The following is a 14,407-nucleotide window of genomic DNA, read 5'->3' on the forward strand; positions in this document are numbered from 1 at the left end:
GGAGCCGCCATGCTGATCAAGATGATTCCCGAAATCGGCCACTTTGCGCTGGTGATCGCGCTGCTCCTGGCGATCGTCCAGGGCACGCTGCCGCTGGTCGGTGCCACGACGCGACGCCCGCTGTGGATGGCCTTCGCGCGGCCCATGGCCGCCGGCCAGTTCCTGTTCGTGGCGATTGCCTACGCCTGTCTCACCACCAGCTACATGCTCGACGACTTCAGCGTGGCCAATGTCGCCAACAACTCCAACTCGATGCTGCCCTGGTACTTCAAGTTCAGTGCCGTGTGGGGCAACCACGAGGGCTCGGTGCTGCTGTGGAGCCTGATGCTGGCCGGCTGGGGCTATGCCGCCAGCCGCTTCTCCCGCGACCTGCCCGAAGACATGGTGGCGCGGGTGCTGGGGGTGATGGGCCTGGTCTGCGTGGGCTTCCTGCTGTTCATCCTGGCCACCTCCAATCCCTTCGAGCGGCTGCTGCCCAACATTCCCTCCGACGGCGCGGACCTCAACCCGCTGCTGCAGGACTTCGGCCTGATCATTCACCCGCCGATGCTCTACATGGGCTACGTGGGCTTCTCGGTGGTCTTCGCCTTCGCCATCGCCGCGCTGCTCGGCGGGCGCCTGGACGCCGCCTGGACCCGCTGGGCGCGGCCCTGGACCAACCTGGCCTGGGCCTTCCTCACCGTGGGCATTGCGCTGGGCAGCTGGTGGGCCTACTACGAGCTGGGCTGGGGCGGCTGGTGGTTCTGGGATCCGGTGGAGAACGCCTCGCTGCTGCCGTGGTTGACCGGCACCGCGCTGATGCACTCGCTGGCAGTGACCGAAAAGCGCGGCTCGTTCAAGAGCTGGACGGTGCTGCTGGCGATCACCACCTTCTCGCTGTCGCTGCTGGGTACCTTCCTGGTGCGCTCCGGGGTGCTGACCTCGGTGCACGCCTTCGCCAACGACCCGTCGCGCGGCTTCTTCATTCTGATGCTGCTGACCATCACCGTGGGGCTGTCGCTGCTGATCTTCGCCCTGCGCGCACCGCGGGTCAGCCACACCGTGGGCTTCAACTGGGTATCGCGTGACGCCCTGCTGTTGATCAACAACATCCTGCTGGTGATCATTACCGTCACCGTGCTGCTGGGCACCGTCTACCCGCTGCTGCTCGATGCCCTGGGCTTCGGCAAGATCAGCGTTGGCCCGCCCTACTTCAACGCCCTGTTCGTGCCGCTGACGGTGCTGATGTGCGTGTTCATGGGCCTTGGCCCGGGGGCGCGCTGGAAGAGCATGTCGGCCCGCGATCTTGGCCGGCGCGTCGCACTCTCCGGGGTGGCGGCGCTGGTGCTGGGCGCCACGCTGCCGCTGATCTTCGCCGACCAGTGGAACCTGTGGGTGGCGATCGGCCTGATCACCGCGCTATGGATCGTGCTGCCGATGTTCCGCGATCTCTTTGATAAGACGCGCCACGCCAGCTCCTTCGGCGCCGGGCTCAAGAAGCTCTCGCTGGCCTACTGGGGCATGCAGCTCGGCCACCTGGGGGTGGCGGTGACCATCGTCGGCGTGGCGGTGGTCTCGCACTACAACGTCGAGCGCAGCGTGCGCATGGGGCCGGGTGACACCGTCCAGGTGGCCGGCTACGAGTTCACCATGACCAATCTGCAGGCGCGCCGTGGCCCCAACTTCCTGGCCGATACCGCCACCATCGAGGTCAGTCGCCTCGGCAGCGAGCGCAGCTTCGAGATGCGTCCCGAGAAGCGCCTCTACATCGCCCGCGGCATGCCGATGACCCAGGTCGCGCTGCGCCCGGGCTTCTTCCGCGACCTCTACGTGGCGATGGGCGAGGAGCTCGACGGCGATGACTGGGCGATGCGCGTTCAGTACAAGCCGTTCGTGCGCTGGCTGTGGCTCGGTGCGCTGCTGATGGGCGCCGGCGGTATCCTGGCCATCGCCGACCGCCGCTATCGCCGTCGGCGCACTGCCGAGGCGCCCCGCGAGGCTGGCACGACAGCCCAGGAGGCGCACGCATGAGCCGGCGACTGATCCTGCTGCTACCGCTGCTGATCTTCCTGGTACTCGGGATATTCCTGTATCGCGGCCTGTCGCTCGACCCGTTCCATCGCGACTCGGCGCTGCTGGCCCGCGAGTTCCCGGCCTTCGACAAGGTCACCCTCGAGGACCCCGAGCGGCGCGTCGATCCGTCGCTGTTCAACGGCGAAGTGACCCTGGTCAATGTGTGGGGCGAGTGGTGCCCGGCCTGCAAGCAGGAGATGCCGCAGCTGCTCGACCTCGCCGACCGCGGTGTACGGCTGGTGGGTGTCAACTACCGCGATACCCGCGACAAGGGGCTCGGCTTCCTCGAGGAGTTCGGTAATCCCTTCGAGGTGAATATCTTCGATCCCGACGGTACGCTGGGCTTCGATCTGGGCGTCTACGGCGCCCCGGAGACCTTTCTGGTCGACCGCGACGGGGTGATTCGCTATCACCACACCGGTTACATCGACCCCAGCGACGTCCGCGACCACATCCTGCCGGAGGTGGAAAAATGGCAGTGATCCGACAGGCCACACTGGCCTTGCTAATGACCCTGATCGCCGGCCTGAGCTGGGCGGGCGGCATCGAGGTGCGCGAGTTCGACGACCCGGTCATGGAACAGCGCTACAACAGCCTGACCGCATCGCTGCGCTGCCCGCTGTGCGAGAACCAGGCCATCGACGACTCCGATGCACCGATCTCCGGTGACATGCGCGAGCAGGTCTACCTGATGCTGCAAGACGGCCGAGCGGACATCGAGATCCTCGACCACATGACCACGCGCTTCGGCGACTACGTGCTCTACAACCCGCGCCTCGAGGGCCGCACCCTGCTGCTGTGGGGGCTGCCCGGCACCCTGGTGGTGCTTGGCGGGGTGCTGGTGGTGGTGATCGTGCGGCGTCGACGCGACGCCTCGGCGCAAGCCCTGTCCGCCGAGGAGCGTGCGCGCCTCGATGAACTGATCAACCGCGAGAGGACACCATGACGTTACTCTGGGCCGCCTTTGCCCTGCTGCTGCTGCCTGCCGCTTGGCTGTTGATCGCCCCGCTGCGCGGCGCCCGCCGGCTGCACGACGCCCAACACGAGTTCGAGACCAATGACCGCACCGCCGAGCAGAACGTGGCGATTTATCGGCGCCGCCTGGCGTCGCTGGAAGCGGCGCTGGAGCGCGGTGACATCGACCAGGCGCGCTTCGAGGAGGATCGCCTCGACCTCGAGCGCAGCCTGCTCGAGGACACCGAGAACCTCCAGCGTGCGCCGCTCAAGGCCCCTGCCGACGGGCGTATCGTGGTGCCGGTGCTGCTGGTGCTGGTGGCGGTGGCCAGCGTGGTGTGGTACCTGAACGAGGGCGCCGAGGGCGACCTGGCGCTGTACGCCGCCCAGCAGGAGGTGCGTGAGAACCCCCAGGGCTCCCGCGAGATGATGATCGAGCGCCTCGAACAGGAGGCCGCGCGCCAGCCGGGCAACGTCAACGTCTGGTATTCGCTGTTTCCGCTCTACCGCGACGCCAACCGCCCGGCCGAAGCGCTGGATGCCCTGGAGCGGCTGATCGAGATGGAGGGGCGTGAGCCCTCGCTGCTGGCGCAGAAAGCGCAGCTGCAGTTCTTCGTTGCCCAGCGCCAGATGAACGATGATATCCGCGCGCTGGTCGACGAGACCCTCGAGCTCGACCCGCGTCAGCCCACCGTGCTCGGCATGCTGGGCATCAACGCCTTCGACGAGGGCCGCTACGAGGACGCCATCGACCACTGGCGGCGCGCCATCGCCGGCTACGACGATCCGGGTTCTGCCGCCGCGCTGCGCGAGGGCATCGCCGCTGCCCAGGAGCGCCTGGGGCTGTCCGCCGATGAGATCGAGGCGGATGCCGTGGAAGGCCCCGGGGTGCGCGTCGAGGTCAGCCTCGATGACGCCCTGCGCGACCAGGTGGATGACGACGCCACGGTGTTCGTGGTCGCCCACGACCCCGACGGCGAAGGCCCTCCGCTGGCGGTGTCGCAGCTGCTGGTCGGCGAACTGCCGACCACGGTGACCCTGAGCGATGCCAACGCCATGAGCGACCAGGGGCGTATCTCCCAGGCCAGCCAGGTACGGCTGATGGTGCGCGTGTCGCCCAGCGGCCAGGCCACGCCGCAGGCCGGCGACCTGTTCGGCGACCACGACGCCGTGCCGGTGGCAACCTCCGACGGCGAGTCGGTGCCGGTGGTTATCGATCGCGTCTTCGAGTAGCGGAGGCCGACTGCCGCCATGCGCCTCACCTCGATCAAGCTGGTCGGCTTCAAATCCTTCGTCGACCCGGTGACGGTGCCCTTCGATGGCAACATGACCGCCATCGTCGGGCCCAACGGCTGCGGCAAGTCCAACGTTATCGACGCGGTGCGCTGGGTAATGGGCGAGTCCTCGGCCAAGACCCTGCGCGGCGAGTCGATGACCGACGTCATCTTCAACGGCTCCACCGGCCGCAAGCCGGTGGGCCAGGCCTCCATCGAACTGCTGTTCGACAACCGCGACGGCAGCATGGGCGGCATGTACGCCCAGTACGCCGAGATCGCCGTCAAGCGGGTGGTGACCCGCGACGCCCAGTCGAGCTATTTCTTCAACGGCCAGAAGTGCCGACGCCGCGATATCGCCGACCTGTTCATGGGCACCGGCCTGGGGCCACGCTCCTACGCCATCATCGGGCAGGGCATGATCTCGCGGCTGATCGAGGCGCGCCCCGACGACCTGCGCGCCACCCTCGAAGAAGCCGCGGGGATCTCCAAGTACAAGGAGCGGCGCCGCGAGACCGAAAACCGCATGCGCCGCACCCAGGAGAACCTAGAGCGCCTCGAGGACATCCGCGATGAGCTCGACAAGCAGCTCGAGCGCCTCAAGCGCCAGGCCGAGGCGGCCAAGCGCTACCAGACCCTCAAGCAGCAGGAGCACCGCCTCAAGGGCGAGCTGGCGCTGCTGCGCGCGCGTGCTCTGCGCGCCGAGCAGGGCGAGCAGGAATCGCGGGTGCGCGACCTGGAGACCGCCGTGGAGCGCGAACTGCTCGGCGCCCGGCAGTGCGAGTCGCGGCTCGAGGCGGCGCGGCTCGAGCACGATGGCCTCAGCGAGCAGCTGGAAGGCTGCCAGGCGCGCTTCTACGAAACCACCGCCGCCATCGCCCGCCTCGAGCAGCAGCTCGAGCACACCCGCAGCCGCGACCAGCAGCTGGCCCGCGACCTGGAGAGCGCCCAGCATGAGCGCGCCGAGCTCGACCGGCTCGGCGCGGCCGATGCCCAGCGGCTGACCCAGCTCGATGAGGAGCTCGCCGAGCTGGACCCGGCGCAGGAGGCGGTTGCCGAACAGTTGGAGGAGCTCGAGGCGGCGCTGGACGAGGCCGAGCAGCGCCTGCAGCAGGCCAGCGAACGCTGGGAAGCCTTCAACGACGGTCATCGTGACGCCAGCCGCGACGCCGAGCGCGCCCAGGAACGCGTGACCAGCCTCGAACGCAGCCTCGCCTCGCTGACCCAGGAGCGCCAGCGCCGCCAGCAGCAGCATAGCGAGCTCGCCGATCCCGCAGCGCTCGGCGAACAGCGTGACATGCTCGCCGAGCAGCTCGCCGAGCTGGAGCTCGAGCAGCAGGCGCTGGCCGAGCAGCGCGACGCGCATTTGGCGCGCCGCGATGCGGCCCGCCAGCGCCTCGAGCAGGATGAAGCCCAGCGCGAAACGCTGCGCCAGCAGCGCAGTCAGCGCCAGGGCGAGCTGGCCTCGCTGGAGGCGCTGATCGAGGCGGCGCTGGTGGATACCAATGCGGCGCTGACTAGGCACCTCAGCGACCACGGCCTGGGCGAGGCGCAGCAGCTCGGCGAGCGGCTCGAGGTCACGCCCGGCTGGGAAGACGCGGTGTCCTGGGTGCTGGCGCCCTGGCTCAGCGCGCGGCTGGTCGACCTGCCCGCCGCCGCGACGGCCCTCGACGGCCTCGACGGTGGCGAACTGGCGCTGCTCGACGCCAGCGATGACGCCGCGCAGCCGGCCCCGGCGAGCCTCGCCGCGCGGGTCGCCGGGGCCGGCGCCTGCCAGCTGCTGCTGGCCAACATTTTTACCGCAGAGACGGCCAGCGAGGCCTGGCAGCGGCACGCCGAGCTGGCCCCGGGACAGAGCCTGATCACCCGCGATGGGCTATGGCTCGGTCGCGGCTGGGCGCGGCGCCGCGCCGGCCAGCAGCAAGGCGACAGCCTGCTGGCCAGCCGCCGGCGGCGCGATGAGATCGCCGCCGAACTCGAGACCCTCAACGCGCGCCTCGCCGAGCTGGATGCCAGCGTCGACGCCAGCCGCGAAGCGAGCCGCGAGGCCGAGGCGGCGCTGGAAGCCTGCCGGCAGCCCGAAGCCGAGCTGCAGCGTCGCCGCCAGCAGCTGGCTCTCGAGGAAGCCAATCTCGCCACGCGCATCGAGCACCTCGCTGGCCGTCGGCGTGAGCTCGACGACGAGCTTGGCGACCTGGCGGAGCGCCATGAGACACGCCTGCTGGAGCTTGAGGAGGCTCGCGAAGCCTGGCAGCAGGCGATGATGCGCCTGGAGGCCAGCGGTGCCACCCGCGAGCAGCGCGAGCGCGAGCGCCGCGACGCCGCTGAGGCGCTGCAGGCGCTGCGGGTTCGCCAGCGACCGCTCAGCGAGCGTCGCCAGCAGCTGGCCCTCGACCTGCAGCGGCTGAGCACCGAGCGCGCCGGTCTGGTCCAGCAGCGCGACCGCAGTGAGCAGCGCCGCGCGCGGCTCGCGGAGAAGTGCGCCGAGCTCGCCGCCAGCCGCGAGGCCCTGAATGAGCCCGAGGACATCGAGCGTGAACGACTCGAGACGCTGTTCGAGCAGCGTGAGCGCCACGAGCAGGCGCTCAACGCCTGCCGCGATCAGGCCGCCGAACTCAGCGAGCGGCTACGTCAGGATGAGCTCGAGCGTCAGACCCACGAGCGCAATCTGGAGGGCGTTCGCGAGCGCCTGCAGGAGGCGCGGCTGCAGGTGCAGGCGCTCAAGCTCAAGGCCGACGCCCAGGATGAGCAGCTCGCTGAACTGAACCACGATGCCGCGGCGCTGGCCGAGCGGCTCGATCCCGAGGCCACCGAATCGGCTTGGCAGGCACAGCTGGAGAGCCTGGTCGAGAAGGTGCGCCGACTGGGGGCGATCAACCTCGCGGCCATCGAGGAGTACGACCAGCAGGCCGAGCGGCGCGACTACCTGGAGGCCCAGCAGGCCGAGCTCAACGAGGCGCTGGAGACCCTGGATCGGGCGATTCGCAAGATCGATCAGGAGACCCGCACCCGCTTCAAGCAGACCTTCGATCGGGTCGACGCCGGCCTGCAGACGCTTTTTCCCAAGGTCTTCGGCGGTGGAACCGCATGGTTGACGCTCACCGGCGAGGATTTGCTGGAGACCGGCGTGGCGATCATGGCAAGGCCACCGGGTAAGAAGAACAGCACCATTCATTTGCTGTCGGGGGGAGAAAAAGCCCTCACCGCGTTGTCACTGGTATTTGCCATCTTCCAACTCAATCCGGCACCCTTCTGCATGCTTGATGAAGTCGATGCGCCACTCGACGATGCCAATGTGGGTCGTTATGCAGCGCTGGTAAAAGAGATGTCAGAGACAGTACAGTTCATATATATCACCCACAACAAGATCGCCATGGAGGCAGCCGAACGCTTGATGGGGGTGACCATGCAGGAGCCAGGCGTATCGCGACTGGTATCCGTGGGCGTCGAGGAAGCCGCGGAGCTGGCCGAAGCCTGAAGCGCTTGCACCACAACAGCAAACACGTTAACAAGGAAGAAACATGATGAAGGTCAGGGATAGACGCAGGGCATTTGCACTAGGCGCCACCACTTGGCATTTATCATTCACCAAGTGTGATAGACAAGCTTGACATTCAAAAAAAGTGGCCCTTTTTTTGGTAATCGCGCTATGCTGGTGACGAACAACTTATCAGGCATGGCGCCTTAGCAAACAGGCAAGATGACCCATGGAACTAAGAGAGTGGCTGATCATCCTGGGGCTGGCCCTGGTGACCATCATCGTCGTAGACGGTGTGCGTCGCCTGCAGCGTCAGCGTCGCGTGCCCAGACTGGACCGGGTCGACACACGATCCAACGGATCCAATCGGGTAGACATGGACCTCGACGACGAGGCCAAGGCGGCCGAGATCAATTGGGAACTGCCTAACGGCGGTGCTCGGGTGATCCGCCCCGCTGAATCGGAGCAGGTGGCCCCCAAGCCCAAGCTCAAGCGACAGGAGCATCCTGGCGCCTCACGGGTATTGTCTGAGTGGCGAGACAAAGAGTGGCGGGACAAGACGCAGGACTCGACCAGCGCGTCTGCCTCCGGCGGCGCGGCGCCTCAGCGCCAGTCGGCCGAGCCCGCCCGCGCCGCAACGCCTCAGTCGCCTGACAGCGTACCTGCCTCGGCCGCTTCCCCGCGTGAAGCGGCCGCGCCTGCTGCTGCAGCCGCTAGCGAGACAGCGCCCCGCGCCGAGCCGGCACACGACGTGGGCGCCGACGAACGCCTGCAGGCGGAGCCGCCGGCCGACGCCACGCCTCGTGCCAGCCAGCCGCAAGCTGCGACTGATGCAGCGCCGGCGCCTGCCGTCAGCGAAACACCTGAGCCGGCCGTCAGTGAAACGCCCGAGGTTGCAGCCCAGGCTGAAGCTCCGCGGGCCGAGGAGCCGGCACGTACCGAACCCACGCTCTCGGCGCTGGATGCCGACGAGACGCCCCAGGCCGCCGCCGAACCGCTGGCTGCCGACCCCGACGATCACGACGAGCACCACGACGCCGAGCGCTATCGGCTGGTCGACCTCGAGGGCATGACCGACTCGTTCAAGGAGCGCTCGACCAAGGTCGGCGCGTCCATGCAGCGCTTCGGCTCCTCGATGAAGCAGAACCTTGCCGCGCGCAAGGAGCAGCGCAAGAAGGACAAGCTCGAGAAGGCGCGTCTCAAGGCCGAGAAGCAGGCCCGTGAGGCCAGCCGCCGCAAGCAGGCCGAAGCCGAACAAGCCGCCAAGCTGGCCGCCCAGCGCGAGCAGGAAGCCGCTCGCCAGGCCGAGCGTCGCGAGCAGCAGGTGCTCGATGCCCAGGCCATCAGCGCCCAGGACCAGGACGACCCGCTGTTCGCCCCGAGTCGCCTGCATCATGTCGACAGCCGCTACGCCGAGCCGAGCTTCGACGAAGCCGCCGCCGCCAGGGTGCAGCGTCCGGTTGACGACTCGGCCTACGAGTCGCGTCCCGCCGCCGAGCGTGAGCCGGTGGTCACGTCGCATCCGGTGGTCGAGAAGGCGCTGCGCCACGACATCAACGTCGAGCACGCCCGCGATACCCTGAGCCATGCCGAAGAGGTCATCGTCATCAGCGTGATGTCGCGCGATGCAGAGGGCTTCAGCGGCTCGGCGCTGCTCGACCTGATGCTGGCCTGCGGCCTTCGCTACAGCAGCGACATGGGGATCTTCAACCGCTTCGAGACCGAAGACAGCGAAAGCGAACTGCAGTTCTCGATGGTCAACGTGGTCAAGCCGGGCACCTTCCCGCTCGATTCCATGGACGAGTTCCGCACTCCCGGGGTGACGCTGCTGATGCCGCTGCCCGGGGCGGTCGACACCGCCGCCGCCTTCGAGGCGATGGTCGAGACCGCCATGGTCATCGTGCGCCACCTCGGTGGCGAGCTGAAGGACGAAAATCGCAGCGTGATGACCGCCCAGACCGTCGAGTTCGCCCGTCAGCGGGTCCAGGAGTTCGAGCGCCGCCACCGGCTGCATCGCTACCAGGCCAACTAGCGCCTCCTCGTAGGCCTGTCGACGGATCAGTCCCTAACTGCGATAGCGCCCCGCCAACAACCCCCGGTAACTCCCACCGGGGGTTGTTGCTTTGGTAAGCTAGTCGGCATTTTTTTAAGCTACGCGCTTTGCACCGAGACGCCCGATCAATGACCCAGCCCGATCCCCAGATCCGCGACGAGATCGCGAGCCTGCGTGACGAACTCGACGACGCCAACCATCGCTACTACGTGCTCGATGAACCACGCCTCACCGATGCCGACTACGACCGCAAGCTACGCCGCCTCCAGGCACTCGAGGATGAATACCCCGACCAGATAACGCCGGATTCGCCCACCCAGCGGGTCGGCGCCGCGCCGGCCGACGGCTTTCCCGAGATCCAGCATGCGGTGCCCATGCTGTCGCTGGACAACGCCTTCGACGACGACGAGCTGCGCGCCTTCGTCAAGCGCGTCGGCGAACGCCTCGAGCGCGACGGCGAGCAGCTGACCTTCTGCTGCGAACCCAAGCTCGACGGTGCCGCGGTGTCGCTGGTCTACGAGCACGGCGCGCTGGCCTTCGGCGCCACCCGCGGCGACGGCCGCACCGGCGAGGGCATTACCTCCAACCTGCGCACCATGCGCTCGGTGCCGCTCAAGCTGCGCAGCGATGGCCACCCGGCGCTGCTCGAAGTGCGCGGCGAGGTGATCATGAGCCACGAGCGCTTCGAGGCGCTCAACCACAAGGCCCGCGAAGAGGGCGGCAAGGTCTTCGCCAATCCGCGCAATGCCGCCGCCGGCAGCCTGCGCCAGCTCGACCCGGCGATCACCCGCACCCGGCCGCTGGAGTTCACCGCCTACCAGGTGGCGCGGATCGAGCCGGATCTGGGCGATGCCACCCACAGCGCCCTGATGGCGCGTCTCGGCACTCTAGGTTTCCGCACCAGCCGCGAACTGACCACCGTCACCGGCAGCCAGGGGCTGATCGACTACTGCCGGCGCCTCGGCGAGCGCCGCGACGCGCTGGGCTACGATATCGACGGCGTGGTGATCAAGGTCGACGACCTGCGCCTGCAGCGCGAGCTGGGCTTCGTGGCTCGTGCACCGCGCTGGGCGGTGGCCTACAAGTTTCCCGCCCAGGAGCAGACCACGCGTCTCAACGACGTCGAGTTCCAGGTCGGCCGCACCGGCGCCATCACCCCGGTGGCACGCCTCGAGCCGGTCACGGTGGCCGGCGTGACGGTCTCCAACGCGACCCTGCACAACGCCGACGAGATCGCCCGGCTGGGCGTGATGATCGGCGATACCGTGAGCATCCGCCGCGCCGGCGACGTGATCCCTCAGGTGGTGCGGGTGCTCGACGAGCAGCGCCCGGCGGATGCCCGCGATATCGTGTTTCCCGAGCGCTGCCCGGTGTGCGACTCGGCCATCGAACGGGTCGAGGGCGAGGTCGCGGCGCGCTGCAGCGGCGGCCTCTACTGTGCCGCCCAGCGCAAGGAGGCGCTCAAGCACTTCGCCTCGCGGCGCGCGCTGGATATCGACGGCCTGGGCGAGAAGCTGATCGACCAGCTGATCGAGCGCGACTGGGTCAAGACGCCCGCCGACCTGTTCCGGCTCGACGCCGAGCGTCTCGCCGAGCTGCCGCGGATGGGCCAGAAGTCCTCCGAGAACCTGGTGGCGGCGCTGCAGCGCGCCAAGGCGACCACGCTTGCCCGCTTCATCTACGCGCTGGGCATCCGCGAGGTGGGCGAGGCCACCGCCGGCAACCTGGCCAGCCACTTCGGCACCCTGCAGGCATTGATGGACGCCGAGCAGCAGGATCTCGAAGCGGTCAACGACGTCGGCCCGATCGTTGCCGCCCATGTCCACGGCTTCTTCCGCGAGCCGCACAACCGCGAGATCATCGACGACCTGCTCGGCTGCGGCCTCGCCTGGGAGGAGCAGGAGATCGGCGAGCGGCCCCAGCCGCTGATCGGCGAGACCTGGGTGCTCACCGGCACCCTCGAGAACCTGACTCGCGACGAGGGCAAGGCGCGGCTTCAGGCACTGGGCGCCAAGGTCGCCGGCAGCGTCTCCAAGAAGACCGCCTGCGTGGTGGCGGGGCCAGGCGCCGGCAGCAAGCTGGCCAAGGCCGAAGAGCTGGGAGTGACAGTGATCGACGAGGCCGAGTTCCTGACCCGGCTGGCGCGCTGGGAGGCCGGCGGCGCTTATCAACCAGACGAAAACCAGGCCGACGAGGAGCCAGCACCATGAGCGGACGTTTCGTGGAAGTCCCCCACGCCATGCTGCCCGGCGAAACCCTCGACGCCCTGCTCGAGGCCTTCGTCACCCGCCAGGGCTACGACACCACCGACACCTCCGGCGACGGCATGCACGGCTGGACGGCCCAGCTCAAGCAGCAGCTGGCCCGCGGCGAGCTGCTGATCGTTCACGACTTGCAGACCGAGAGCACCGAGGTGATGACCCTGGCCCAGTGGCGCAGCTTCGGCCGCGATATCGCCGACGAGGAGGAGGGCTAGTGCTCGCCTCGAATCAGCTCGCGGATCAACCGCCGCCCCGGGTGCAGCTGGTCGGCCAGCGCCGCGGGCAGCGGTAGCGGCTCGTCGCAGATCCTCGAGGCGATCAGCTCGGCGCACAGCGGCGCGCTGGCCAGCCCCCGCGAACCGTGGGCGGCGCTGATCCACAGCCCGGCATGATGCGCCCCCGGCGTGGCGGGAATGCGCTTGGCATCCTTGGCCAGGGCGGCGTAGTCGCGCCGCCAGGCCTCGGCATCCGGCACCGGCCCGGCGTAGGGAAGCTTGTCGGGGCTCGCCGCACGCACCGCGGCACGGCCGCCCATGCGCGCCGGGTCGAGGTCGACGCCGGCCTCGCGCAGCGCCTCGAGGTAGCCGGGGAGGGTGCGTGCCAGTTCGGCCAGGTTGGCGGCGTGGTCCGCCTCGCGCATCTCGTCGCCCTGGTCATGGGGCGCGAAGGTGGCGCCGAAGGTCAGTCGGCCGTCGCAGGGCGGCGGCACATAGCCGCCGGCGCAGATCACGCGGCTCGGCGCAGGCGCCCCCGGCGGCAGCGCCACCTGGCTGATCTGGCCGCGGATCGGCTGCAGCGGCAGGTCGGCGGTCTGGGCGAAGCGGTTGGCCAACTGGGCGGTGGCGATCACCACCTGGTCGGCGTCGAGCGAGGCGCCGTCGGCCAGCGCCAGGCGCCAGCCGTCGGCCTGCGGCGTAACTGACTCCACCTCACCGTGCTGAACGCTCACCCCCCGGGTGGCGGCGAGGCGCTGGCACAGCGCCTGGGGCCGCACCCAGCCGGCGGCGGGGTAATCCAGCGCTCGCTCGGCGGCGAACAGTGCGGCCGGCAGCCCGCCGCGCTCGGCCAGTGAGTCGCCGTCCACTCCCTCCACCACCGTTGCTGGCAGCCCGTACTGGGTGAGAAAGCGTGCCTGGCGCTCGGCCTCGCGGGGCTCATTGGCCAGTTGCAGCACGCCGCTGGCCTGCCACAGCGCGCCCTCTGGGTCGAGCGCCTCGAGCCAGCGCCGGCTGTGCAATAGCCCGGCCAGGTAGACCCGGCTATGCGCGTTGGGCGCCACCGCCAGCTTGATATACAGCGCCCCCTGGGCGTTGCCCGAGGCGCCGGCGCCCGGCGCCTCGCGGTCGAGCAGGGTGACCCTCACGCCGCGCCTGGCGAGTGCGTGGGCCACGCTGGCACCGGCCAGCCCGGCGCCGATCACCGCGACGTGGCGCGCCGGACGCGGCAATGGGGTGCTAAACCAGGGGGTGGCATGGCGCGCGGTATCGTCGGCAGGCACGGCGATCTCGCCGGCCAGCATCTCGCGCTTGCGGCCGAAGCCGGGCACCTTGCGCCAGGCGAAGCCGGCGGCCTTGAGCCCGCGCTTGACCACCCCGGCGCAGGTGAAGGTGGCGAAGGTGGCGCCGGGGCGGCTGTGGCTCGCCATGGCCTCGAACAGCGCCGGCTGCCACATCTGGGGATTCTTCGACGGCGCGAAGCCGTCGAGGAACCAGGCGTCGACGCCGCCGTCGAGGGCCGCCAGGCACTCGGCGCTGTCGCCGAAGTGCAGGTCCAGGGTCACCCGTGGGTCGAGCCACAGGCGGTGCACGCCGGCCACCGGCTCGGGCCACTGGGCGACCAGGCGGGCAGCGGCGTCGGCGAGCTCGGGCCAGGCGGCCAGCGCCCGGGCCAGGTCGTCGCGGGTCAGCGGGTACTTCTCGGTGGAGACCAGGTGCAAGCGTGCGCTGGCCGGCGCATGCTGCATGAAACAGGCCCAGGCGCAGAGCAGGTTGAGCCCGGTGCCGCAGCCGGTCTCGCCGATCACGAAGGGCCGCGCCTCGCGCCACTCGCGAAAGCGCCGCGGCAGGTCGTTGCCGTCGATGAACACGTGCTGGGTCTCGGCGCGGCCGTCCTGGCGCGAGAAGTAGACGTCGCCGAAGGCCAGCGAATGGGGCGTCTCCAGGTCGCCGTCGTCGCGCTGCCAGTCGAGGCGGGCGGTTTCCAGTGCCGCGAGGCTATCGCGGTGGCGGTCGGCCAATGGCAGGCTCCCCAGGCAATCGGTTGGTCAAAAATTGAGCAGTCTGCGCCGAGCGGCGTCTCATCGTGCTTGCCAAAAGGCGTCCGCGGGCTACTAACA

Annotated in this window: 9 protein-coding genes; 8 read left to right on the plus strand and 1 reads right to left on the minus strand. The window is 69.1% G+C overall.

What is annotated here, in order from left to right; genetic code table 11:
* The first annotated feature begins 9 nt into the window (after nucleotides 1-9).
* The 8 genes from BWR19_02700 (at nucleotide 10) to BWR19_02735 (ending at nucleotide 12,287) form a co-directional block, all read left to right on the plus strand.
* Nucleotides 10-2,010, plus strand: a complete 2,001-nt coding sequence (locus tag BWR19_02700) for a c-type cytochrome biogenesis protein CcmF (GenBank protein ID APX91940.1) — start codon at nucleotides 10-12, stop codon at nucleotides 2,008-2,010.
* On the plus strand, nucleotides 2,007-2,534 hold the full coding sequence (locus BWR19_02705; GenBank protein APX91941.1) for a thiol:disulfide interchange protein: 528 nt from the start codon (nucleotides 2,007-2,009) through the stop codon (nucleotides 2,532-2,534). The genes BWR19_02700 and BWR19_02705 overlap by 4 nt, the downstream gene beginning before the upstream one ends.
* Entirely contained in the window at nucleotides 2,525-2,998 is a 474-nt protein-coding gene (locus BWR19_02710) for a cytochrome c-type biogenesis protein CcmH (protein APX91942.1), read from the plus strand. Before BWR19_02705 ends, BWR19_02710 begins: the two co-directional genes overlap by 10 nt.
* A complete protein-coding gene (locus tag BWR19_02715; protein APX91943.1) occupies nucleotides 2,995-4,239 on the plus strand; it encodes a c-type cytochrome biogenesis protein CcmI in 1,245 nt (414 codons plus the stop codon). The genes BWR19_02710 and BWR19_02715 overlap by 4 nt, the downstream gene beginning before the upstream one ends.
* An 18-nt stretch (nucleotides 4,240-4,257) precedes the next feature.
* Complete coding sequence (locus tag BWR19_02720) at nucleotides 4,258-7,758, plus strand: chromosome segregation protein SMC (protein ID APX91944.1); 3,501 nt, start codon at nucleotides 4,258-4,260, stop codon at nucleotides 7,756-7,758.
* Nucleotides 7,759-7,987: 229 nt separating this feature from the next.
* Nucleotides 7,988-9,790 (plus strand): cell division protein ZipA, encoded by a 1,803-nt coding sequence (locus tag BWR19_02725; GenBank protein ID APX91945.1) that lies wholly within the window; start codon nucleotides 7,988-7,990, stop codon nucleotides 9,788-9,790.
* A gap of 149 nt (nucleotides 9,791-9,939) precedes the next feature.
* Nucleotides 9,940-12,021 carry a DNA ligase (NAD(+)) LigA gene (gene ligA, locus BWR19_02730; protein ID APX91946.1) on the plus strand — a complete coding sequence of 694 codons (2,082 nt, stop codon included), beginning with the start codon at nucleotides 9,940-9,942 and terminating at the stop codon, nucleotides 12,019-12,021.
* Nucleotides 12,018-12,287, plus strand: a complete 270-nt coding sequence (locus BWR19_02735) for a hypothetical protein (protein APX91947.1) — start codon at nucleotides 12,018-12,020, stop codon at nucleotides 12,285-12,287. The genes ligA and BWR19_02735 overlap by 4 nt, the downstream gene beginning before the upstream one ends.
* On the opposite strand, the gene BWR19_02740 is transcribed toward BWR19_02735, so the two are convergent.
* Nucleotides 12,284-14,314: a bifunctional tRNA (5-methylaminomethyl-2-thiouridine)(34)-methyltransferase MnmD/FAD-dependent 5-carboxymethylaminomethyl-2-thiouridine(34) oxidoreductase MnmC gene (locus tag BWR19_02740; protein APX91948.1), complete on the minus strand. Its 2,031-nt coding sequence runs from the start codon at nucleotides 14,312-14,314 to the stop codon at nucleotides 12,284-12,286. The genes BWR19_02735 and BWR19_02740 overlap by 4 nt on opposite strands.
* Between the last annotated feature and the right edge of the window lie 93 nt (nucleotides 14,315-14,407).

Origin of the sequence: Halomonas sp. 1513, assembly GCA_001971685.1 — a bacterium.
Taxonomy (GTDB): domain Bacteria; phylum Pseudomonadota; class Gammaproteobacteria; order Pseudomonadales; family Halomonadaceae; genus Franzmannia.